Consider the following 20,751-nt stretch of genomic DNA (forward strand, 5'->3'; position numbering starts at 1 on the left):
GATTAGACCTGGTCTTTTTTGTCGTCAACCAATGGGCTGGCGTCGTGTTCTGCCTCGATCTCTTCAGCAGGAAGCGGGGCCGGTTCAGTTTCTGGCGTAACAAAGGTTTCGGTAGATACAGCCAGCGGCTGACCAATCTTAGTGACAGAAAGGCTTGCCAGTTGCTCAACCAGATTCACTTTACCCGGCGCAAACAGGTTGATAACAGTAGATCCGAGTTTAAAGCGCCCCATTTCCTGGCCTTTCAGTAGCGCCACAGAATCGTCGTTTTCCCCGGCAGGCCAGGTCCAGCGTTTGATGATGCCTTCGCGCGGTGGCGTAATGGTGCCTGCCCAGACAGTTTCAATGCTGCCAACAATTGTCGCACCGACCAGAATCTGTGCCATCGGGCCGAATTCGGTATCGAAGAGACAGATTACGCGTTCGTTACGGGCAAACAGATTTGGCACGTTCTGGGCTGTGAGATGATTCACCGAGAAGAGATCGCCCGGCACGTAGATCATCTCACGCAGGATACCGTTGCACGGCATATGTACGCGGTGGTAGTCACGCGGGGAGAGGTAAGTGGTCACAAACGTACCGTTGCGGAAGAGATCCGCCATCAGGTAGTTACCCGCCAGCAGGGCTTCAAGACTGTAGTTGTGGCCTTTGGCTTGCAGGATTTTATCTTCTTCGATTTTACCTAACTGGCTGATAACACCATCGGCAGGCATGACCAGAACATTCGGGTCGGTATCGATCGGGCGTACATCGTCACGCAGCGGACGGACAAAAAATTCGTTAAAGGTACGGTAGCTGGCGGTGTCCGGTTTCTGCGCCTCTTTCATGTCGACCTTGTAGTATTTAACGAACAGATCGATAACCAGTTTTGTCAGCCATCCTGCCCGCTTGCTTGCACCCCAACCCGCCAGGCGAGTAAGCCATAGTTTCGGCAGAATATACTGTAGCGAAAGTTTGAATGAATTTAACAAGGTAGCCTCCAGGCCATTGTTTTGTCGTTCCTGATCCGGCGTACATGCCGGATCCTGAAAAAAAGGGGACGATTCTAACGACGGTTAGCTTAATTGTCAGTCATCCGTATCAGAAAAGTTTTTACGCGTTTTTACCTGCGCCATGCTTTCCAGAATACGGTGATAGTTTTCGAAACGAGTTTCCGCGATTTTCCCATCTTCAACCGCTTCACGGATAGCGCAGCCCGGATCGGTATCGTGTTTGCAATCGCGATACTTACACAGGCCTAAGTAATCATGAAATTCGACAAAGCCTTGAGTGATTTGTTCCGGTGCCAGGTGCCAGAGACCAAATTCACGCACGCCAGGGGAATCAATCACATCACCGCCGTGCGGGAAGTGATACAGCCGTGCGGCGGTGGTGGTGTGCTGACCCAGACCAGAGTTGTCCGAAACATCGTTGGTCAGGATCTCTTTTTGCAGCCCCAGCAACGCGTTCAGCAGACTGGATTTACCGACGCCAGACTGCCCGGCAAAGATGCTGATCCGCCCGGTCAACGCCTCTTCCAGCGGTTTCAGGCCATCCTGAGTATGGCTGGAAACCATTAATACGCGATAACCAATGTTGCGGTAAATATCCATCTGCTCGTTGACAAATGCCATACCGTCATCGTCCAGCAGGTCGATCTTGTTGAGCACAATAATCGGCTCAATCTGCAAGGTTTCGCAGGCCACCAGGTAACGGTCGATAATATTGAGCGACAGCTCCGGCAAAATGGCGGAGACAATGACGATCTGGTCGATGTTGGCGGCAATGGGCTTCACGCCGTCGTAAAAATCCGGGCGCGTCAACACCGAGGTGCGCTCATGCACCGCTTCAACGATCCCTTTGACATTAATACCTTCCGCCGCCGGTTTGCCCGGACGCCAGACAACGCGATCGCCAGTCACCAGCGAACGGATGGTGCGGCGAATATTGCAGCGGTGAACTTCGCCATCGGCGGATTCCACATCAGCATGCATGCCAAAACGGCTGATGACGATACCTTCATCAGGCTCGCCAAACAGATTGTCGTCGTAGTCGGGCTTCTCCTTAGACGTTTTAAGACGACGCTGGTGATTGGCGTTCACACGGCGCTGCTGGCCTTTGGAGAGTTTATTTTTACTCAATCGTACTGACTCCTGGTCGCCCCTGATGGGCAAAACATCTATGATACACGCAATTGCGAATCAATATAGTCACTGTGAATGGGTGGAAAATAGCATGAGTGCCAATGAAAACAACCTGATTTGGATCGATCTTGAGATGACCGGTCTGGATCCCGAGCGCGATCGCATTATTGAGATTGCCACGCTGGTGACCGATGCCAACCTGAATATTCTGGCAGAAGGGCCGACCATTGCAGTACACCAGTCTGATGAACAGTTAGCGTTGATGGATGACTGGAACGTGCGCACTCATACCGCCAGTGGGCTGGTGGAGCGTGTGAAGGCGAGCACGATGGGCGATCGGGAAGCGGAACTGGCGACGCTCGAGTTCTTAAAACAGTGGGTGCCAGCAGGAAAATCACCGATCTGCGGTAACAGTATTGGTCAGGATCGTCGCTTCCTGTTCAAATACATGCCGGAACTGGAGTCGTACTTCCACTACCGCTATCTCGATGTCAGCACGCTGAAAGAGCTGGCGCGCCGTTGGAAGCCGGAAATTCTTGATGGTTTTACCAAACAGGGGACGCATCAGGCGATGGATGATATCCGTGAATCGGTGGCGGAACTGGCTTACTACCGCGAGCACTTCATCAAGATGTAAAATTTTTCCTGGTCACGTAACCGCCGAAATCCACTTGCGGCGGCGTGATTTTGACGCTAAATTGAACGTCTTGCCGATAATTTCAGCACTTGAGATAAAAACTCAAAAAAAATTTTTTAGGGGGGTTGCAGAGGGAAAGATTTCTCGTATAATGCGCCTCCCGTAACGACGCAGAAATGCGAAATTACGAAAGCAAAAATTAAGTAGTACGCGGGAATAGCTCAGTTGGTAGAGCACGACCTTGCCAAGGTCGGGGTCGCGAGTTCGAGTCTCGTTTCCCGCTCCAAAATTTGAAAAGTGCTGAAAGGCACAGACCACCCAATCGCAGTATTTCGAATTGCGACAAGGCGGCAACTGAACGAATCCTTCGGAGCTTACAAAAGTAAGTGATTAAGGTGAGTGAAGGCAGCCAAGGCAGTAGCGATTTGAAAGACGAAGATTAAGCGGGAATAGCTCAGTTGGTAGAGCACGACCTTGCCAAGGTCGGGGTCGCGAGTTCGAGTCTCGTTTCCCGCTCCAAATTCTCCTCTCAATAAAATATCCACAGCGACGCGATGCGTTATTGCTGGTTTTTGTTATCTCTGACAAACTCTTGTAAACAGAGTTATCCACAGTGTCGGGCTGTAATCTTAATTTCAGGAAAACTTCGCACGGTGAATAGTAATTTTTTAACGTGTTGATATTTAAGTTGAAAAATAAGGTTTTGATTTGTCGTATTGATCACTTGACGATTTTTTCTGGCTTGAATTGCAATGTGTTTTTAATTTTATTCACAAGCTGTGGATGAATCAGGCGTCACGTGGTAGGCCTTTTTCTATCACGCGAACCAGACGCTGTTTTTTCGGTAGTTGCACCTCGACCACGCAGGCATTTCGTCGCTCGATTTGCTGCGCAATCGCCCACTCTATGTGTTCATCGAGAAGTGGGTGTTCACCTTTCCGACTGTTCAGTGCCGCCAGAATCGCTTCATCCCAGGGCGCATTTCCTAGTGCTACGGCGATATTTCGCAGCCAGCGTAAGTGACCAATCCGCCTAATCGCTGATCCTTCCGTGACTTTTAAAAACTTCTCTTCGCTCCAGGCAAAAAGCTCAATGAGCTCCGGCGCATGTAACGGTTTACGCGGGCTGAAATCATCTTCAGTTGTCAGTTGTGAATAGCGATTCCACGGGCAGATAAGCTGACAATCATCGCAACCGTAAATACGGTTTCCCATTAATGGCCGTAGTTCTTCCGGGATTGCTCCTTCCAGTTCAATGGTGAGATAAGAGATACAGCGGCGAGCATCGACGGTATATGGTTCCACGATGGCTCCGGTCGGGCAAATCGTCATGCAGGCAACGCATTTACCACATCCTTCCTCAACCGGTTGATCCACAGGTAGCGGAATATCAACCAGCAGTTCGCCTAAAAAGAAGAACGAACCAGCTTCGCGATTAAGAATAAGTGAGTGCTTACCTGTCCAGCCAAGACCTGCTTTTTCAGCTAACGGACGCTCAAGAATAGGCGCAGAGTCGACAAACGGTCTAAAATTCAGCGAAACACAATGTTGCTGAATCATCTCGCCCAGCTTTTTGAGTCGGTTGCGCAGAAGTTTGTGATAGTCACGGCCCAGCGCATAACGGCTAACATAGCCGAGTTTGGGATTTTTCAGCGTGCTGGCAAATGCGGCGTTGGCAGGAAGATAATTCATCCGCACGCTGATCACGCGCAGTGTACCGGGCAATAACTCGTGGGGGCGGGCGCGCAGCATACCGTGACGCGCCATCCAGTCCATTTCGCCATGGTATTGTTTGTCCAGCCATGCTTGCAGTTTTGGCTCGGACTCGCTGAGATCGGTATCGGTAATACCTACTTGCTGAAAGCCCAGTTCCAGCCCCCACTGTTTAATTTTTTGCGCTAACTGATTGAGATCGAGGGGCTCTGACATGACGGACCATACAATGAAGAAAAACCCCGTAAGTATACCACACACCGTCTGGCACGCCGACGATATCCGCCGTGGAGAACGCGAGGCGGCGGATGTGCTGGGGCTAACGCTCTATGAACTGATGCTTCGTGCGGGGGAAGCCGCGTTTCAGGTGTGTCGTACAGCTTATCCTGACGCCCGTCATTGGCTGGTGCTGTGCGGTCATGGCAATAACGGTGGCGATGGGTATGTGGTCGCGCGGCGGGCAAAAGCCATCGGCATTGAGGTCACGCTGCTGGCTCAGGAGAGCGACAAACCGTTGCCAGAAGAGGCCGCACAAGCGCGCGATGCATGGTTAAACGCGGGAGGCGAGATTCATGTTTCGAATATTGTCTGGCCTGAGTCGGTGGATCTGATAGTTGATGCGCTGCTCGGCACCGGATTGCAGCAAGCGCCCCGTGAACCCATCAGTAAATTAATCGATCATGCCAATACTCATCCTGCGCCGATTGTGGCAGTTGATATTCCTTCCGGCCTGTTAGCACAAACCGGAGCCACGCCAGGTGCGGTGATCAACGCCTCTCACACCGTGACCTTTATTGCCCTGAAACCAGGCTTGCTAACCGGGAAAGCGCGGGATGTAACCGGGGATCTGCATTTTGACTCGCTGGGGCTGGATAGGTGGCTGGCAACTCAGGAGGCGAAAATTCAGCGCTTTTCCGCATCGCAACTTTCTCACTGGCTGAAACCGCGTCGCCCGACATCACATAAAGGCGATCACGGGCGACTGGTGATTATCGGTGGCGATCACGGCACGGCGGGCGCGATCCGTATGGCGGGCGAAGCGGCGCTGCGTGCTGGCGCTGGTTTGGTCAGAGTGCTGACGCGCAGTGAAAACATTGCGCCGTTGCTGACCGCGCGCCCGGAATTGATGGTATACGAACTGACTGCGGAATCCTTAGCTGATAGCCTGGAATGGGCCGATGTGGTGGTGATTGGCCCTGGTCTGGGTCAGCAAGAGTGGGGGAAAAAAGCCCTACAAAAAGTCGAGAATTTTCGCAAACCGATGTTGTGGGATGCCGATGCATTGAACCTGCTGGCAATCAATCCCGATAAGCGTCACAATCGCGTGATCACGCCGCATCCTGGCGAGGCTGCACGGTTGTTGGGCTGTTCCGTGGCTGAAATTGAAAGTGACCGCTTACATTACGCACAACGTCTGGTACAACGTTATGGTGGTGTAGCGGTGCTGAAAGGTGCCGGAACCGTGGTCGCTGCACATCCTGATGCGTTAGGTATTGTTGACGCCGGAAATGCAGGTATGGCCAGTGGCGGCATGGGCGATGTGCTCTCTGGTATTATTGGCGCATTGTTAGGGCAGAAACTGACGCCGTATGATGCTGCCTGTGCCGGTTGTGTTGCGCACGGTGCGGCGGCCGATGTGCTGGCAGCGCGTTTTGGTACGCGCGGGATGCTGGCAACCGATCTCTTTTCCACGCTACAGCGTATTGTTAACCCGGAAGTGACTGATAAAAACCATGATGAATCGAGTAATTCCGCTCCCTGACGAGCAGGCAACATTAGACCTGGGCGAACGGGTAGCTAAAGCCTGCGATGGCGCTACCGTAATCTATCTGTATGGCGATTTAGGTGCAGGTAAAACCACCTTCAGCCGGGGTTTTTTACAAGCTCTGGGCCATCAGGGTAATGTCAAAAGCCCCACCTATACGCTGGTCGAACCCTATACGCTCGACAAATTAATGGTTTATCACTTTGATTTGTACCGCCTTGCCGATCCCGAGGAGCTGGAGTTTATGGGGATCCGCGATTATTTTGCCCACGATGCCATCTGCCTGGTGGAATGGCCACAACAAGGTACAGGTGTTCTTCCTGACCCGGATGTCGAAATACACATTGATTATCAGGCACAAGGCCGTGAGGCGCGCGTGAGTGCTGTTTCCTCTGCGGGTGAATTGTTGCTGGCGCGTTTAGCCGGTTAACCTTTAAAAGGTGGCGGGATGATGTATCGCATCAAAAATTGGTTGGTGGCGGCATTGGTGCTGTTGTGCGCACAGGCTGGTGCCGCTACGCTCTCTGATATTCAGGTTTCTAATGGCAGTGAGCAGGCGCGGATAACGTTGAGTTTTATTGGCGAGCCTGATTATGCCTTTAGCCATCAAAGCAAACGCACTGTGGCGCTGGATATTAAACAAACCGGTGTAATTCAGGGGCTACCGTTGTTGTTCAGTGGCAATAATTTGGTAAAAGCTATTCGCTCTGGCACGCCAAAAGATGCGCAAACGCTGCGGTTGGTGGTCGATCTTACCGAAAACGGTAAAACCGAAGCGATGAAGCGGCAGAATGGTAGCAATTACACAGTCGTCTTTACGATTAACGCCGATGCACCGCCACCACCTCCTCCGCCGCCTGTGGTTGCTAAACGCGTTGAAACACCTACGGTTGTCGCACCGCGCGTAAGTGAACCTGCGCGCAATCCGTTTAAAACTGAAAGCAACCGCACAACAGGTGTCATCAGCAGCAATACGGTAACGCGTCCGGCAGCGCGCGCGACGGCTAACACTGGCGATAAAATTGTCATCGCCATTGATGCCGGGCACGGCGGTCAGGACCCTGGCGCTATCGGCCCTGGCGGTACGCGGGAGAAAAATGTCACCATCGCCATCGCGCGTAAATTGCGTACTTTGCTCAATGCCGATCCGATGTTTAAGGGGGTTTTAACCCGTGACGGGGATTACTTTATTTCGGTGATGGGGCGTAGTGACGTCGCACGTAAGCAAAACGCCAATTTCCTCGTGTCGATTCACGCCGATGCCGCACCGAACCGCAGTGCCACCGGCGCTTCTGTATGGGTGCTCTCGAACCGTCGCGCAAACAGTGAAATGGCAAGCTGGCTGGAACAGCACGAGAAACAGTCAGAGTTGCTGGGCGGTGCTGGTGATGTGCTGGCAAACAGCCAGTCGGATCCGTACTTAAGCCAGGCAGTGCTGGATTTACAGTTCGGTCATTCCCAGCGGGTAGGGTATGATGTGGCGACCAGTATGATCAGCCAGTTACAACGCATTGGCGAAATTCATAAACGTCGACCAGAACACGCCAGCCTTGGCGTTCTGCGTTCGCCGGATATCCCGTCAGTACTGGTCGAAACCGGTTTTATCAGCAATAACAGCGAAGAGCGTTTGCTGGCGAGCGACGATTATCAACAGCAGTTGGCAGAAGCCATTTACAACGGCCTGCGCAATTATTTCCTTGCGCATCCGATGCAGTCTGCGCCGCAGGGCGCAACTGCGCAGACAGCCAGTACTGCCACGACGTCAGATCGCACGCTGCCAAACTAAGGATTATTGATGCCAATTCAGGTCTTACCGCCACAACTGGCGAACCAGATTGCCGCAGGTGAGGTGGTCGAGCGACCTGCGTCGGTAGTCAAAGAACTGGTGGAAAACAGCCTCGATGCGGGGGCGACGCGCATTGATATTGATATCGAACGTGGCGGGGCGAAACTTATCCGCATTCGTGATAACGGCTGCGGTATCAAAAAAGATGAACTGGCGCTGGCGCTGGCGCGTCATGCCACCAGTAAAATCGCCTCTCTGGACGATCTCGAAGCCATTATCAGCCTGGGCTTTCGCGGTGAGGCGTTGGCGAGTATCAGTTCGGTTTCCCGCCTGACACTCACTTCGCGCACCGCGGAACAGCAGGAAGCCTGGCAGGCTTATGCCGAAGGGCGTGATATGGATGTGACGGTTAAACCTGCTGCCCATCCGGTGGGAACGACGCTGGAAGTGTTGGATCTGTTCTACAACACCCCGGCGCGGCGCAAATTCATGCGCACCGAGAAAACGGAATTTAACCATATTGATGAGATTATCCGGCGTATTGCACTGGCGCGTTTCGATGTGACCATCAACCTGTCACATAACGGCAAAATCATGCGCCAGTACCGCGCGGTGCCGGAAGGCGGGCAAAAAGAGCGCCGTTTAGGGGCGATTTGTGGCACCGCTTTTCTCGAACATGCGCTGGCGATTGAATGGCAGCACGGTGACCTCACGCTGCACGGCTGGGTCGTAGATCCGACTCATACCACGCCCGCGCTGGCAGAAATTCAGTATTGCTACGTGAATGGGCGCATGATGCGCGATCGCCTGATCAATCACGCGATTCGCCAGGCCTGCGAAGATAAACTGGGGGCCGACCAACAACCGGCGTTTGTGTTGTATCTTGAGATCGACCCGCATCAGGTGGATGTTAACGTGCACCCTGCCAAAAACGAAGTGCGTTTTCATCAGTCGCGCCTGGTGCATGATTTTATCTATCAGGGCGTGTTAAGCGTGCTGCAACAGCAACTGGAAACGCCTTTGCCGTTGGAGGGTAACGCTCAGCCAGCACCGCGTCCTGTACCAGAAAACCGCGTGGCAGCAGGGCGTAATCATTTCGCTGAACCGGCAGTTCGTGAGCCAGCAGCCCAGCGCTACTCTCCTGCTCCAGCAACAGGCAGCCGCCAGGCCGCTCCGTGGCCGAACGCACAGCCAGGCTACCAGAAACAGCAAGGCGAAGTGTATCGCCAGCTTTTGCAAACGCCTGCGCCAATGCACAAACCAAAAGCGTCAGAACCGCAGGAACTTACGCTGGCAGCGAATGGTCAAAGCTTTGGTCGGGTGCTGACTATCGTCCATTCTGACTGTGCGCTGCTGGAACGCGACGGCAAAATTTCACTTTTAGCCCTGCCGGTAGCGGAACGCTGGTTGCGTCAGGTGCAACTGACACCGGGTGAATCGCCAGTTTGCGCCCAGCCGTTGCTTATTCCGTTGCGGCTAAAAGTCTCTGGCGAAGAAAAATCGGCATTAGAAAAAGCGCAGTCTGCACTGGCAGAGTTAGGCATTGAATATCAGTCCGATGCGCAGCATGTGACCATCAGGGCCGTGCCTTTACCCTTACGCCAACAAAATTTACAAATCTTGATTCCTGAACTGATAGGCTACCTGGCAAAGCAGTCCGTATTCGAACATGGCAATATTGCGCAGTGGATTGCACGAAATCTGACGAGCGAACATGCACAGTGGTCAATGGCACAAGCCATTACCCTACTGGCGGACGTAGAACGGTTATGTCCTCAGCTTGTGAAAACGCCGCCGGGTGGTCTGTTACAATCTGTTGATTTACATCCGGCGATAAAAGCCCTGAAAGATGAGTGATATCAGTAAGGCGAGCCTGCCTAAGGCAATTTTTTTGATGGGGCCAACGGCCTCCGGTAAAACGGCGCTGGCTATTGAGCTGCGTAAAATTTTACCAGTAGAGTTGATAAGCGTTGATTCTGCCCTTATTTACAAAGGGATGGATATCGGGACGGCGAAGCCGAACGCTGAAGAGTTACTCGCCGCGCCGCACCGATTGCTGGATATTCGCGATCCGTCGCAGGCTTATTCGGCTGCTGATTTTCGCCGCGATGCGCTGGCGGAAATGGCCGATATCACCGCGGCGGGGCGGATCCCGCTGTTGGTAGGCGGTACGATGTTGTATTTCAAGGCGTTACTGGAAGGGTTGTCGCCGCTACCGTCGGCGGACCCGGAAGTACGGGCCAGAATTGAGCAACAGGCGGCAGAGCAAGGTTGGGAGTCATGGCACCGTCAACTTCAGGAGATCGATCCGGTTGCGGCAGCAAGGATTCATCCAAATGATCCACAAAGGCTTTCCCGGGCACTGGAAGTTTTTTTCATTTCGGGTAAAACTTTAACGGAACTGACGCAAACGTCAGGAGACGCTCTACCGTATCAGGTGCATCAGTTCGCCATCGCCCCGGCGAGCCGTGAACTGCTCCATCAACGAATTGAGCAGCGTTTTCATCAGATGTTGGCTTCAGGTTTTGAAGCAGAAGTCCGGGCGCTTTTTGCCCGAGGAGATTTGCATACGGATTTGCCTTCCATTCGTTGCGTGGGTTATCGCCAGATGTGGTCTTACCTTGAAGGCGAAATCTCATACGATGAAATGGTTTATCGAGGTGTTTGCGCCACGAGACAGTTGGCGAAGCGGCAAATAACCTGGCTACGTGGTTGGGAAGGGGTTCACTGGCTTGACAGTGAAAAACCAGAACAGGCGCGTGACGAAGTATTACAGGTTGTTGGTGCTATCGCAGGCTGAATGTGTACAATTGAGACGTATCGTGCGCAATTTTTTCAGAATCGAAAGGTTCAAAGTACAAATAAGCATATAAGGAAAAGAGAGAATGGCTAAGGGGCAATCTTTACAAGATCCGTTCCTGAACGCACTGCGTCGGGAACGTGTTCCAGTTTCTATTTATTTGGTGAATGGTATTAAGCTGCAAGGACAAATCGAGTCTTTTGATCAGTTCGTGATCCTGTTGAAAAACACGGTCAGCCAGATGGTTTATAAGCACGCGATTTCTACTGTTGTCCCGTCTCGCCCGGTTTCTCATCACAGTAACAACGCCGGTGGCAGTACCAGCAGTAACTACCATCATGGTAGCAGCGCGCAGAATACTTCCGCGCAACAGGACAGCGAAGAAACCGAATAAGGTTTTGGGCTGTTTTTTTACACGGGGAGCCAGCGATCCTGCGTTCCCCGCTGATCTATTTAGAGGGTTATACGCTTGTTTGACCGTTATGATGCTGGTGAGCAGGCGGTGCTGGTACACATCTATTTTACGCAAGACAAAGATATGGAAGACCTCCAGGAGTTTGAATCTCTGGTCTCTTCCGCCGGTGTCGAAGCATTGCAGGTGATTACCGGTAGCCGTAAAGCGCCGCACCCAAAGTATTTTGTTGGTGAAGGTAAAGCCGTTGAAATTGCGGAAGCCGTAAAAGCGACGGGTGCTTCGGTCGTTCTTTTTGACCATGCACTGAGTCCGGCGCAGGAGCGTAACCTGGAGCGTTTGTGCGAATGTCGTGTTATCGACCGCACTGGTCTTATTTTAGATATTTTCGCCCAACGTGCACGTACTCATGAGGGTAAGTTGCAGGTTGAGCTGGCGCAGTTGCGCCATCTGGCCACGCGCCTGGTGCGTGGTTGGACCCACCTTGAAAGACAGAAAGGCGGGATCGGTTTGCGTGGGCCGGGCGAAACCCAGCTCGAAACCGACCGTCGTTTGTTGCGTAATCGCATTGTGCAGATACAGTCGCGCCTGGAAAAAGTTGAAAAGCAGCGTGAGCAGGGGCGGCAATCGCGCATCAAAGCCGACGTTCCTACAGTTTCGCTGGTGGGATATACCAACGCCGGTAAATCTACCCTTTTCAATCGCATCACCGAAGCACGGGTTTATGCGGCAGACCAGTTGTTTGCCACCCTCGACCCTACGTTGCGGCGTATTGACGTCGCGGATGTCGGTGAAACCGTACTGGCGGATACCGTAGGGTTCATTCGCCACTTGCCGCACGATCTGGTGGCGGCGTTTAAAGCCACGTTGCAAGAGACGCGGCAAGCCACATTGCTGCTGCACGTCATTGATGCGGCAGATGTGCGCGTACAGGAGAACATCGAAGCGGTGAATACGGTTCTTGAAGAGATCGATGCTCACGAGATCCCAACCCTGCTGGTGATGAACAAGATCGATATGCTGGACGATTTCGAACCGCGTATTGATCGAGATGAAGAGAACAAACCGATTCGTGTCTGGCTTTCCGCGCAGACCGGAGCGGGGATACCACAGCTTTTTCAGGCTTTGACGGAGCGGCTTTCCGGTGAGGTGGCGCAGCATACATTGCGTTTGCCGCCGCAGGAAGGGCGTCTGAGAAGCCGTTTTTATCAGCTTCAGGCAATAGAAAAAGAGTGGATGGAGGAGGACGGCAGCGTAAGTCTGCAAGTTCGTATGCCGATCATTGACTGGCGTCGCCTCTGTAAACAAGAACCGGCGTTGATCGATTACCTGATCTAACCGGCAAAGCGTCTGAAGCGTGGAGTCATATCCTCTGGCGTCGAAAGACAACAGGGATCACCGCATAACAAATATGGAGCACAAACATGGCGTGGAATCAGCCCGGTAATAACGGACAAGACCGCGACCCGTGGGGAAGCAGCAAACCTGGCGGCAACTCTGAGGGAAATGGAAACAAAGGCGGTCGTGATCAAGGGCCACCTGATTTAGATGATATCTTCCGCAAACTGAGCAAAAAGCTCGGTGGACTGGGCGGCGGCAAAGGCACTGGGTCTGGCGGTGGTAGTTCATCGCAAGGTCCGCGCCCGCAGCTTGGCGGTCGTGTCGTTACCATCGCAGCGGCAGCGATTGTCATTATCTGGGCGGCCAGTGGTTTCTACACCATTAAAGAAGCCGAACGTGGCGTGGTAACACGCTTTGGTAAATTCAGCCATCTGGTTGAGCCGGGTCTGAACTGGAAACCGACGTTTATCGACGAAGTCAAACCGGTGAACGTAGAAGCCGTGCGTGAACTGGCTGCTTCCGGTGTGATGCTGACGTCGGACGAAAACGTGGTGCGCGTTGAGATGAACGTGCAGTACCGCGTAACCAATCCGGAAAAATACCTGTATAGCGTGACCAGCCCGGATGACAGTCTGCGTCAGGCTACCGACAGCGCCCTGCGTGGAGTTATCGGTAAATACACCATGGACCGCATTCTGACGGAAGGTCGTACTGTGATTCGTAGCGATACCCAGCGCGAACTGGAAGAGACGATTCGTCCGTATGACATGGGTATCACGCTGCTGGACGTCAACTTCCAGGCCGCTCGTCCGCCGGAAGAAGTAAAAGCCGCGTTTGACGATGCGATTGCTGCGCGTGAAAACGAACAGCAATACATTCGTGAAGCAGAGGCGTATACCAACGAAGTTCAGCCGCGTGCGAACGGTCAGGCGCAACGTATCCTCGAAGAGGCGCGTGCGTACAAGGCTCAGACTATCCTGGAAGCCCAGGGTGAAGTGGCGCGCTTTGCTAAACTTCTGCCGGAATATAAAGCCGCGCCGGAAATTACTCGCGAGCGTCTGTATATCGAGACGATGGAAAAAGTGTTGGGTAACACCCGCAAAGTGCTGGTTAACGATAAAGGTGGCAACCTGATGGTTCTGCCGTTAGACCAGATGCTGAAAGGCGGCAACGCGCCTGCGGCGAAGAGCGACAACGGTGCCAGCAACTTGCTGCGTCTGCCGCCAGCCTCTTCCTCCACAACCAGTGGAGCAAGCAACACGTCGTCCACCAGTCAGGGCGATATTATGGACCAACGCCGCGCCAACGCGCAGCGTAACGACTACCAGCGTCAGGGGGAATAACGATGCGTAAGTCAGTTATCGCGATTATCATCATCGTGCTGGTAGTGCTTTACATGTCTGTCTTTGTCGTCAAAGAAGGTGAGCGCGGTATTACGCTGCGTTTTGGTAAGGTACTGCGTGACGATGACAACAAACCTCTGGTTTATGAACCGGGTCTGCATTTCAAGATACCGTTCATTGAAACGGTGAAAATGCTCGACGCGCGTATTCAGACCATGGACAACCAGGCAGACCGCTTTGTGACCAAAGAGAAGAAAGACCTGATCGTCGACTCTTACATCAAATGGCGCATCAGCGATTTCAGCCGTTACTACCTGGCAACGGGCGGCGGCGATATTTCGCAAGCAGAAGTGCTGCTGAAACGTAAGTTCTCTGACCGTCTGCGTTCTGAAATTGGTCGTCTGGATGTGAAAGACATCGTCACTGATTCTCGTGGTCGTCTGACCCTTGAAGTGCGTGACGCGCTGAACTCTGGTTCTGCGGGGACGGAAGATGAAGTGTCTACGCCTGCGGCAGATAACGCTATCGCAGAAGCCGCTGAACGTGTAACGGCAGAGACTAAGGGCAAGGTTCCGGTCATCAACCCGAACAGTATGGCTGCGCTGGGTATTGAAGTTGTCGATGTGCGTATCAAGCAGATCAACCTGCCGACCGAAGTGTCTGAAGCGATTTACAACCGTATGCGCGCCGAGCGTGAAGCGGTAGCGCGTCGTCACCGTTCACAAGGTCAGGAAGAAGCGGAAAAACTGCGCGCGACTGCCGACTATGAAGTGACCAGAACGCTGGCAGAAGCAGAGCGTCAGGGTCGTATCATGCGCGGTGAAGGTGATGCCGAAGCGGCTAAACTGTTTGCTGATGCATTCAGCAAGGACCCAGACTTCTACGCGTTCATCCGTAGCCTGCGTGCCTACGAGAATAGCTTCTCCGGTAATCAGGACGTGATGGTCATGAGCCCGGACAGCGATTTCTTCCGCTATATGAAGACGCCGAGCTCCGCGACGCGTTAAGATAACGACCGCGGTACAGGTAAATAAAGCCACCGCATCCTCAGGGATGCCGGTGGTTTTCTTTTTCTATAAGGACAATGAATGAATTCGACAATCTGGCTGGCGCTTGCTCTGGTTTTGGTGCTGGAAGGTTTAGGGCCGATGCTTTACCCACAGGCGTGGAAGAAGATGATCTCCGCGATGACCAATTTACCCGATAATATTTTACGCCGTTTTGGCGGTGGACTTGTGGTTGCGGGCGTTGTGGTCTACTACATGTTGAGGAAAACGATTGGCTGAGCAAAAAATAGACTGACTAAGGTCATTTTTGGATGCAAAAAGTGCTGTAACTCTGAAAAAGCGATGGTAGAATCCATTTTTAAGCAAACGGTGATTTTGAAAAATGGGTAACAACGTCGTCGTACTGGGCACCCAATGGGGTGACGAAGGTAAAGGTAAGATCGTCGATCTTCTGACTGAACGGGCTAAATATGTTGTACGCTACCAGGGCGGTCACAACGCAGGCCATACTCTCGTAATCAACGGTGAAAAAACCGTTCTCCATCTTATTCCATCAGGTATTCTTCGCGAGAATGTAACCAGCATCATCGGTAACGGTGTTGTGCTGTCTCCGGCTGCGCTGATGAAAGAGATGAAAGAACTGGAAGACCGTGGCATCCCCGTTCGTGAGCGTCTGCTGTTGTCTGAAGCATGTCCGCTGATCCTTGATTATCACGTGGCGCTGGATAACGCACGTGAGAAAGCGCGTGGTGCGAAAGCGATCGGCACCACGGGTCGTGGTATCGGGCCGGCCTACGAAGATAAAGTAGCACGTCGCGGTTTGCGTGTTGGCGACCTTTTCGACAAAGAAACCTTCGCTGAAAAACTGAAAGAAGTGATGGAATATCACAACTTCCAGTTGGTTAACTACTACAAAGTTGAAGCGGTTGATTACCAGAAAGTTCTGGATGATGTGATGGCGGTTGCTGACATCCTGACTTCTATGGTGGTTGACGTTTCTGACCTGCTCGACCAGGCGCGTCAACGTGGCGATTTCGTCATGTTCGAAGGTGCGCAGGGTACGCTGCTGGATATCGACCACGGTACTTATCCGTACGTAACTTCTTCCAACACCACTGCGGGTGGCGTGGCGACCGGTTCCGGCCTGGGGCCGCGTTATGTTGATTACGTTCTGGGTATCCTCAAAGCTTACTCCACTCGCGTTGGCGCAGGTCCGTTCCCGACTGAACTGTTTGATGAAACCGGCGAGTTCCTCTGCAAGCAGGGTAACGAATTTGGCGCGACAACGGGTCGTCGCCGTCGTACCGGCTGGTTGGACACCGTTGCTGTTCGTCGTGCGGTACAGTTGAACTCTCTGTCTGGCTTCTGCCTGACCAAACTGGACGTTCTGGACGGCCTGAAAGAGGTGAAACTCTGCGTGGCCTACCGTATGCCGGATGGTCGCGAAGTGACCACCACTCCGCTGGCAGCAGATGACTGGAAAGGCGTTGAGCCGATTTACGAAACCATGCCGGGTTGGTCTGAATCCACCTTTGGCGTGAAAGATCGTAGCGGTCTGCCGCAGGCAGCGCTGAACTACATCAAGCGTATTGAAGAGCTGACCGGTGTGCCGATCGATATCATCTCTACTGGTCCGGATCGTACTGAAACCATGATTCTGCGCGACCCGTTCGACGCGTAATTCTGGTACGCCCGGCAGATCTTTTGCCTGCCGGGCTAGCAGTGTGATACATTACTGTGTCGGGTAAGCCATTACGCTATCCGACACAGTGTTAAATCCTCGCTTTTTTCCTTCCCCAAACTGAAATAAATTAGCGACACAGCTTGTGGCTGGTTTATCATCAATGTAAATGTATTTTTTCCCGCTTTCCCTTTTTTGAGGTTGATGTGCAGTTAACGAGTTTCACTGATTACGGATTACGCGCGCTGATCTACATGGCATCATTGCCAGAAGGGCGGATGACCAGCATTTCTGAAGTGACTGACGTCTACGGCGTTTCCCGTAATCATATGGTCAAAATAATCAATCAACTTAGTCGTGCCGGCTACGTGACTGCTGTTCGTGGAAAAAATGGCGGCATTCGCCTGGGTAAACCGGCGAGTGCTATACGTATTGGTGATGTGGTGCGCGAGCTGGAACCCTTATCGTTGGTGAATTGCAGCAGTGAGTTTTGCCACATCACACCTGCCTGTCGGTTGAAACAGGCACTTTCAAAGGCCGTGCAAAGTTTTCTTACGGAACTGGATAACTACACGCTTGCCGATTTGGTTGAAGAGAATCAACCGCTTTATAAATTATTGCTGGTGGAGTGACGAAAATCTTCATCAGAGATGACAACGGAGGAACCGAGATGTCACAAGATCCTTTCCAGGAACGCGAAGCTGAAAAATACGCGAATCCCATCCCTAGTCGGGAATTTATCCTCGAACATTTAACCAAACGTGAAAAACCGGCCAGCCGTGATGAGCTGGCGGTAGAGCTGCACATTGAAGGCGAAGAGCAGCTTGAAGGCCTGCGTCGTCGCCTGCGCGCGATGGAGCGCGACGGTCAACTGGTCTTCACTCGCCGTCAGTGCTATGCGCTGCCGGAACGTCTCGATCTGGTGAAAGGTACTGTTATTGGCCACCGTGATGGCTACGGCTTTCTGCGGGTTGAAGGGCGTAAAGATGATTTGTATCTTTCCAGCGAGCAGATGAAAACCTGCATTCATGGCGATCAGGTTCTGGCGCAACCGCTTGGTGCTGACCGTAAAGGCCGCCGTGAAGCGCGTATTGTCCGCGTACTGGTGCCAAAAACGAGCCAGATTGTGGGTCGTTACTTTACCGAAGCGGGCGTCGGCTTTGTGGTTCCTGACGACAGCCGTTTGAGCTTCGATATCTTAATCCCACCTGATCAGATCATGGGCGCACGCATGGGCTTTGTCGTTGTTGTCGAACTGACTCAACGCCCGACACGTCGTACCAAAGCGGTGGGTAAAATCGTCGAAGTACTTGGCGACAATATGGGCACCGGCATGGCGGTTGATATCGCCCTGCGCACCCATGAAATTCCGTACATCTGGCCGCAGGCTGTTGAGCAACAGGTTGCCGGGCTGAAAGAAGAAGTGCCGGAAGAGGCAAAAGCAGGCCGTGTCGATCTGCGTGATTTACCGTTGGTCACCATTGATGGCGAAGACGCCCGTGACTTTGACGATGCGGTTTACTGCGAGAAGAAACGCGGCGGTGGCTGGCGTTTATGGGTCGCAATTGCCGACGTCAGTTACTATGTGCGTCCACCAACACCGCTGGACAGAGAAGCACGTAACCGCGGTACGTCGGTCTACTTCCCGTCGCAGGTTATCCCGATGCTGCCGGAAGTACTCTCTAACGGCCTGTGCTCGCTCAATCCGCAGGTAGACCGCCTGTGTATGGTGTGCGAGATGACCATTTCGTCGAAAGGTCGCCTGACCGGCTATAAATTCTACGAAGCGGTGATGAGCTCTCATGCGCGTCTGACTTACACCAAAGTTTGGCATATTCTGCAGGGCGATCAGGAACTGCGTGAACAATACGCGCCGCTGGTTAAGCATCTCGAAGAGCTGCATAACCTCTATAAAGTGCTGGATAAAGCCCGCGAAGAGCGCGGTGGGATCTCGTTTGAGAGTGAAGAAGCGAAGTTTATTTTCAACGCTGAACGTCGTATTGAACGTATCGAACAGACTCAGCGTAACGACGCGCACAAATTAATTGAAGAGTGTATGATTCTGGCGAATATCTCGGCGGCGCGTTTCGTTGAGAAAGCCAAAGAACCGGCACTGTTCCGTATTCACGACAAGCCGAGCACCGAAGCGATTACCTCTTTCCGTTCAGTGCTGGCGGAACTGGGGCTGGAATTGCCGGGTGGTAACAAGCCAGAACCGCGCGACTACGCAGAATTGCTGGAGTCGGTTGCCGACCGTCCTGACGCAGAAATGCTACAAACCATGCTGCTGCGCTCAATGAAACAGGCGATTTACGATCCGGAAAACCGCGGTCACTTTGGTCTGGCATTGCAGTCTTATGCCCACTTTACCTCACCGATTCGTCGTTATCCTGACCTGACGCTGCATCGTGCCATTAAGTATCTGTTGGCGAAAGAGCAGGGGCTTCAGGGGAACACGACTGAAACCGGTGGCTACCATTATTCAATGGAAGAGATGCTGCAACTGGGTCAGCACTGTTCGATGGCGGAACGTCGTGCCGATGAAGCAACGCGTGATGTGGCAGACTGGCTGAAGTGTGACTTTATGCTCGACCAGGTGGGCAACGTCTTTAAAGGCGTAATTTCCAGCGTCACTGGATTCGGTTTCTTTGTTCGCCTGGATGATCTGTTTATTGATGGCCTGGTCCACGTTTCTTCGCTGGATAACGACTACTATCGCTTTGATCAGGTTGGTCAACGTCTGATGGGGGAATCCAGCGGCCAGACTTATCGCCTGGGCGACCGCGTGGAAGTTCGCGTCGAAGCGGTTAATATGGACGAGCGCAAGATCGACTTTAGCCTGATCTCCAGCGAACGCGCGCCACGCAACGTCGGTAAAACGGCGCGCGAGAAAGCGAAAAAAGGTGATGCAGGTAAAAAAGCCGGTAAGCGTCGTCAGGTGGGCAAAAAGGTAAACTTTGAGCCAGACAGTGCTTTCCGTGGTGAGAAAAAAGCGAAGCCGAAAGCGGCGAAAAAAGACGCGAGAAAAGCGAAAAAGCCATCGGCTAAAACGCAGAAAATAGCTGCAGCGACCAAAGCGAAGCGTGCAGCGAAGAAAAAAGTAGCTGAGTGATCAAAACCCTCTTCAAAAAGAAGAGGGTCAGATTGCTGACAAAGTGCGCTTTGTTCATGCCGGATGCGGCGTGAACGCCTTATCAGGCCTACATAATCACGCAAATTCAATATATTGCAGAATCATGTAGGCCTGATAAGCGTAGCGTATCAGGCAAAACGTTAACAACGAGTACATTAATGAGCGAAATGATTTACGGCATCCACGCAGTGCAGGCCCTGCTGGAGCGCGCCCCTGAACGTTTTCAGGAAGTCTTTATTTTAAAAGGCCGTGAAGATAAACGTCTGTTACCGCTGATTCACGCCCTCGAGTCTCATGGCGTGGTTATCCAGTTGGCAAATCGTCAATATCTCGACGAGAAAAGCGACGGTGCCGTGCATCAGGGCATTATCGCCCGCGTGAAGCCTGGACGTCAGTATCAGGAAAGCGATCTGCCGGATCTGATCGCTTCGCTCGAACAACCGTTCCTGCTGATCCTCGACGGCGTTACCGATCCACACAACCTCGGTGCGTGCCTGCGTAGCGCAGACGCCGCTGGCGTTCATGCGGTGATTGTACCGAAAGATCGTTCCGCTCAACTCAATGCAACGGCGAAAAAAGTGGCCTGTGGCGCGGCAGAAAGCGTTCCTCTGATTCGGGTGACTAACCTGGCGCGCACCATGCGTATGTTGCAGGAAGAGAATATCTGGATCGTCGGTACGGCGGGTGAAGCGGATCATACTCTCTATCAGAGCAAAATGACCGGGCGTCTGGCACTGGTGATGGGCGCGGAAGGTGAAGGCATGCGTCGCCTGACCCGTGAACATTGCGATGAGTTGATCAGCATCCCGATGGCAGGAAGCGTTTCTTCCCTGAACGTTTCGGTAGCGACCGGCATTTGTTTATTTGAAGCAGTACGCCAGCGTAGCTAATTCCTCTGAATTATGAAAAACCATCCATATTTGGATGGTTTTTTTTTACCTGGAGCTGGTAAGATAATTACGTGCTACAAATATTCATATTATTAATATTTTAACTTAATCACTATGGAAT

Annotated in this window: 18 protein-coding genes and 2 tRNA genes; 17 read left to right on the top strand and 3 right to left on the bottom strand. The window is 52.6% G+C overall.

The genetic code is table 11. The features are described from left to right. Nucleotides 1-2 precede the first annotated feature (2 nt). Nucleotides 3-971 carry an archaetidylserine decarboxylase gene (asd, locus tag A31E_RS02340; RefSeq protein ID WP_000934902.1) on the bottom strand — a complete coding sequence of 323 codons (969 nt, stop codon included), beginning with the start codon at nt 969-971 and terminating at the stop codon, nt 3-5. Nucleotides 972-1,067: 96 nt separating this feature from the next. Next, on the bottom strand, nt 1,068-2,120 hold the full coding sequence (gene rsgA, locus A31E_RS02335; protein ID WP_000041983.1) for a small ribosomal subunit biogenesis GTPase RsgA: 1,053 nt from the start codon (nt 2,118-2,120) through the stop codon (nt 1,068-1,070). A gap of 94 nt (nt 2,121-2,214) precedes the next feature. Between rsgA and orn the strand changes: the two genes are divergently transcribed. The 3 genes from orn to A31E_RS02320 all read left to right on the top strand — a co-directional run bounded on the left by orn (nt 2,215) and on the right by A31E_RS02320 (nt 3,279). After that, nucleotides 2,215-2,760 carry an oligoribonuclease gene (orn, locus tag A31E_RS02330; protein ID WP_001517620.1) on the top strand — a complete coding sequence of 182 codons (546 nt, stop codon included), beginning with the start codon at nt 2,215-2,217 and terminating at the stop codon, nt 2,758-2,760. Between the two features lie 210 nt (nt 2,761-2,970). Then, a tRNA-Gly gene (locus tag A31E_RS02325) sits at nt 2,971-3,046 on the top strand. Between the two features lie 157 nt (nt 3,047-3,203). Next, a tRNA-Gly gene (locus A31E_RS02320) sits at nt 3,204-3,279 on the top strand. A gap of 269 nt (nt 3,280-3,548) precedes the next feature. Here A31E_RS02320 and queG read toward each other — a convergent pair. Further along, a complete protein-coding gene (gene queG / locus A31E_RS02315; RefSeq protein WP_001294210.1) occupies nt 3,549-4,688 on the bottom strand; it encodes a tRNA epoxyqueuosine(34) reductase QueG in 1,140 nt (379 codons plus the stop codon). Here queG and nnr point away from each other — a divergent pair. The 14 genes from nnr to rlmB all read left to right on the top strand — a co-directional run bounded on the left by nnr (nt 4,687) and on the right by rlmB (nt 20,630). Further along, nucleotides 4,687-6,234 carry a bifunctional ADP-dependent NAD(P)H-hydrate dehydratase/NAD(P)H-hydrate epimerase gene (nnr, locus tag A31E_RS02310; RefSeq protein ID WP_077688185.1) on the top strand — a complete coding sequence of 516 codons (1,548 nt, stop codon included), beginning with the start codon at nt 4,687-4,689 and terminating at the stop codon, nt 6,232-6,234. The genes queG and nnr overlap by 2 nt on opposite strands. Then, nucleotides 6,206-6,667, top strand: a complete 462-nt coding sequence (gene tsaE, locus A31E_RS02305) for a tRNA (adenosine(37)-N6)-threonylcarbamoyltransferase complex ATPase subunit type 1 TsaE (protein WP_000981973.1) — start codon at nt 6,206-6,208, stop codon at nt 6,665-6,667. The genes nnr and tsaE overlap by 29 nt, the downstream gene beginning before the upstream one ends. A gap of 18 nt (nt 6,668-6,685) precedes the next feature. Continuing rightward, nucleotides 6,686-8,023, top strand: coding sequence for an N-acetylmuramoyl-L-alanine amidase AmiB (amiB, locus tag A31E_RS02300; RefSeq protein WP_016249495.1), 1,338 nt, complete (start codon nt 6,686-6,688; stop codon nt 8,021-8,023). Nucleotides 8,024-8,032: 9 nt separating this feature from the next. Beyond that, nucleotides 8,033-9,880 carry a DNA mismatch repair endonuclease MutL gene (gene mutL, locus A31E_RS02295; RefSeq protein WP_016249496.1) on the top strand — a complete coding sequence of 616 codons (1,848 nt, stop codon included), beginning with the start codon at nt 8,033-8,035 and terminating at the stop codon, nt 9,878-9,880. Beyond that, nucleotides 9,873-10,823: a tRNA (adenosine(37)-N6)-dimethylallyltransferase MiaA gene (miaA, locus tag A31E_RS02290; protein WP_024193623.1), complete on the top strand. Its 951-nt coding sequence runs from the start codon at nt 9,873-9,875 to the stop codon at nt 10,821-10,823. The genes mutL and miaA overlap by 8 nt, the downstream gene beginning before the upstream one ends. An 85-nt stretch (nt 10,824-10,908) precedes the next feature. Further along, the gene (gene hfq, locus A31E_RS02285) at nt 10,909-11,217 is read left to right on the top strand and encodes an RNA chaperone Hfq (RefSeq protein WP_001051887.1); all 309 of its coding nucleotides are present in this window, start codon (nt 10,909-10,911) and stop codon (nt 11,215-11,217) included. Nucleotides 11,218-11,292: 75 nt separating this feature from the next. Further along, the gene (hflX, locus tag A31E_RS02280) at nt 11,293-12,573 is read left to right on the top strand and encodes a ribosome rescue GTPase HflX (RefSeq protein ID WP_000460354.1); all 1,281 of its coding nucleotides are present in this window, start codon (nt 11,293-11,295) and stop codon (nt 12,571-12,573) included. 86 nt (nt 12,574-12,659) lie between these two features. Next, a complete protein-coding gene (hflK, locus tag A31E_RS02275) occupies nt 12,660-13,919 on the top strand; it encodes an FtsH protease activity modulator HflK (protein ID WP_000312488.1) in 1,260 nt (419 codons plus the stop codon). 2 nt (nt 13,920-13,921) lie between these two features. Next, nucleotides 13,922-14,926 (top strand): protease modulator HflC, encoded by a 1,005-nt coding sequence (hflC, locus tag A31E_RS02270; protein ID WP_001232407.1) that lies wholly within the window; start codon nt 13,922-13,924, stop codon nt 14,924-14,926. 81 nt (nt 14,927-15,007) lie between these two features. Next, nucleotides 15,008-15,205, top strand: coding sequence for a DUF2065 domain-containing protein (locus A31E_RS02265; protein ID WP_001089300.1), 198 nt, complete (start codon nt 15,008-15,010; stop codon nt 15,203-15,205). A 103-nt stretch (nt 15,206-15,308) separates the two neighbouring features. Continuing rightward, nucleotides 15,309-16,607 (top strand): adenylosuccinate synthase, encoded by a 1,299-nt coding sequence (purA, locus tag A31E_RS02260; protein ID WP_000527967.1) that lies wholly within the window; start codon nt 15,309-15,311, stop codon nt 16,605-16,607. 206 nt (nt 16,608-16,813) lie between these two features. Beyond that, nucleotides 16,814-17,239 carry a nitric oxide-sensing transcriptional repressor NsrR gene (nsrR, locus tag A31E_RS02255; protein WP_001177639.1) on the top strand — a complete coding sequence of 142 codons (426 nt, stop codon included), beginning with the start codon at nt 16,814-16,816 and terminating at the stop codon, nt 17,237-17,239. 38 nt (nt 17,240-17,277) lie between these two features. After that, the gene (gene rnr / locus A31E_RS02250; protein WP_016249498.1) at nt 17,278-19,719 is read left to right on the top strand and encodes a ribonuclease R; all 2,442 of its coding nucleotides are present in this window, start codon (nt 17,278-17,280) and stop codon (nt 19,717-19,719) included. Between the two features lie 179 nt (nt 19,720-19,898). Further along, nucleotides 19,899-20,630 carry a 23S rRNA (guanosine(2251)-2'-O)-methyltransferase RlmB gene (rlmB, locus tag A31E_RS02245; protein ID WP_001293269.1) on the top strand — a complete coding sequence of 244 codons (732 nt, stop codon included), beginning with the start codon at nt 19,899-19,901 and terminating at the stop codon, nt 20,628-20,630. Nucleotides 20,631-20,751: the final 121 nt, after the last annotated feature.

It is taken from the genome of Escherichia sp. KTE159, from assembly GCF_000408805.1.
GTDB classification, from domain to species: Bacteria; Pseudomonadota; Gammaproteobacteria; order Enterobacterales; family Enterobacteriaceae; genus Escherichia; species Escherichia marmotae.

What these genes read in the sequence shown, in the direction of transcription:
- amiB (WP_016249495.1), top strand. Translation starts at nt 6,686, where the DNA reads ATGATGTATCGCATCAAAAATTGGTTGGTGGCGGCATTGGTGCTGTTG.
- purA (WP_000527967.1), top strand. Translation starts at nt 15,309, where the DNA reads ATGGGTAACAACGTCGTCGTACTGGGCACCCAATGGGGTGACGAAGGT.
- mutL (WP_016249496.1), top strand. Translation starts at nt 8,033, where the DNA reads ATGCCAATTCAGGTCTTACCGCCACAACTGGCGAACCAGATTGCCGCA.
- A31E_RS02265 (WP_001089300.1), top strand. Translation starts at nt 15,008, where the DNA reads ATGAATTCGACAATCTGGCTGGCGCTTGCTCTGGTTTTGGTGCTGGAA.
- orn (WP_001517620.1), top strand. Translation starts at nt 2,215, where the DNA reads ATGAGTGCCAATGAAAACAACCTGATTTGGATCGATCTTGAGATGACC.
- rnr (WP_016249498.1), top strand. Translation starts at nt 17,278, where the DNA reads ATGTCACAAGATCCTTTCCAGGAACGCGAAGCTGAAAAATACGCGAAT.
- hflK (WP_000312488.1), top strand. Translation starts at nt 12,660, where the DNA reads ATGGCGTGGAATCAGCCCGGTAATAACGGACAAGACCGCGACCCGTGG.
- rlmB (WP_001293269.1), top strand. Translation starts at nt 19,899, where the DNA reads ATGAGCGAAATGATTTACGGCATCCACGCAGTGCAGGCCCTGCTGGAG.
- hfq (WP_001051887.1), top strand. Translation starts at nt 10,909, where the DNA reads ATGGCTAAGGGGCAATCTTTACAAGATCCGTTCCTGAACGCACTGCGT.
- miaA (WP_024193623.1), top strand. Translation starts at nt 9,873, where the DNA reads ATGAGTGATATCAGTAAGGCGAGCCTGCCTAAGGCAATTTTTTTGATG.
- hflC (WP_001232407.1), top strand. Translation starts at nt 13,922, where the DNA reads ATGCGTAAGTCAGTTATCGCGATTATCATCATCGTGCTGGTAGTGCTT.
- tsaE (WP_000981973.1), top strand. Translation starts at nt 6,206, where the DNA reads ATGATGAATCGAGTAATTCCGCTCCCTGACGAGCAGGCAACATTAGAC.
- queG (WP_001294210.1), bottom strand. Translation starts at nt 4,688, where the DNA reads ATGTCAGAGCCCCTCGATCTCAATCAGTTAGCGCAAAAAATTAAACAG.
- nnr (WP_077688185.1), top strand. Translation starts at nt 4,687, where the DNA reads ATGACGGACCATACAATGAAGAAAAACCCCGTAAGTATACCACACACC.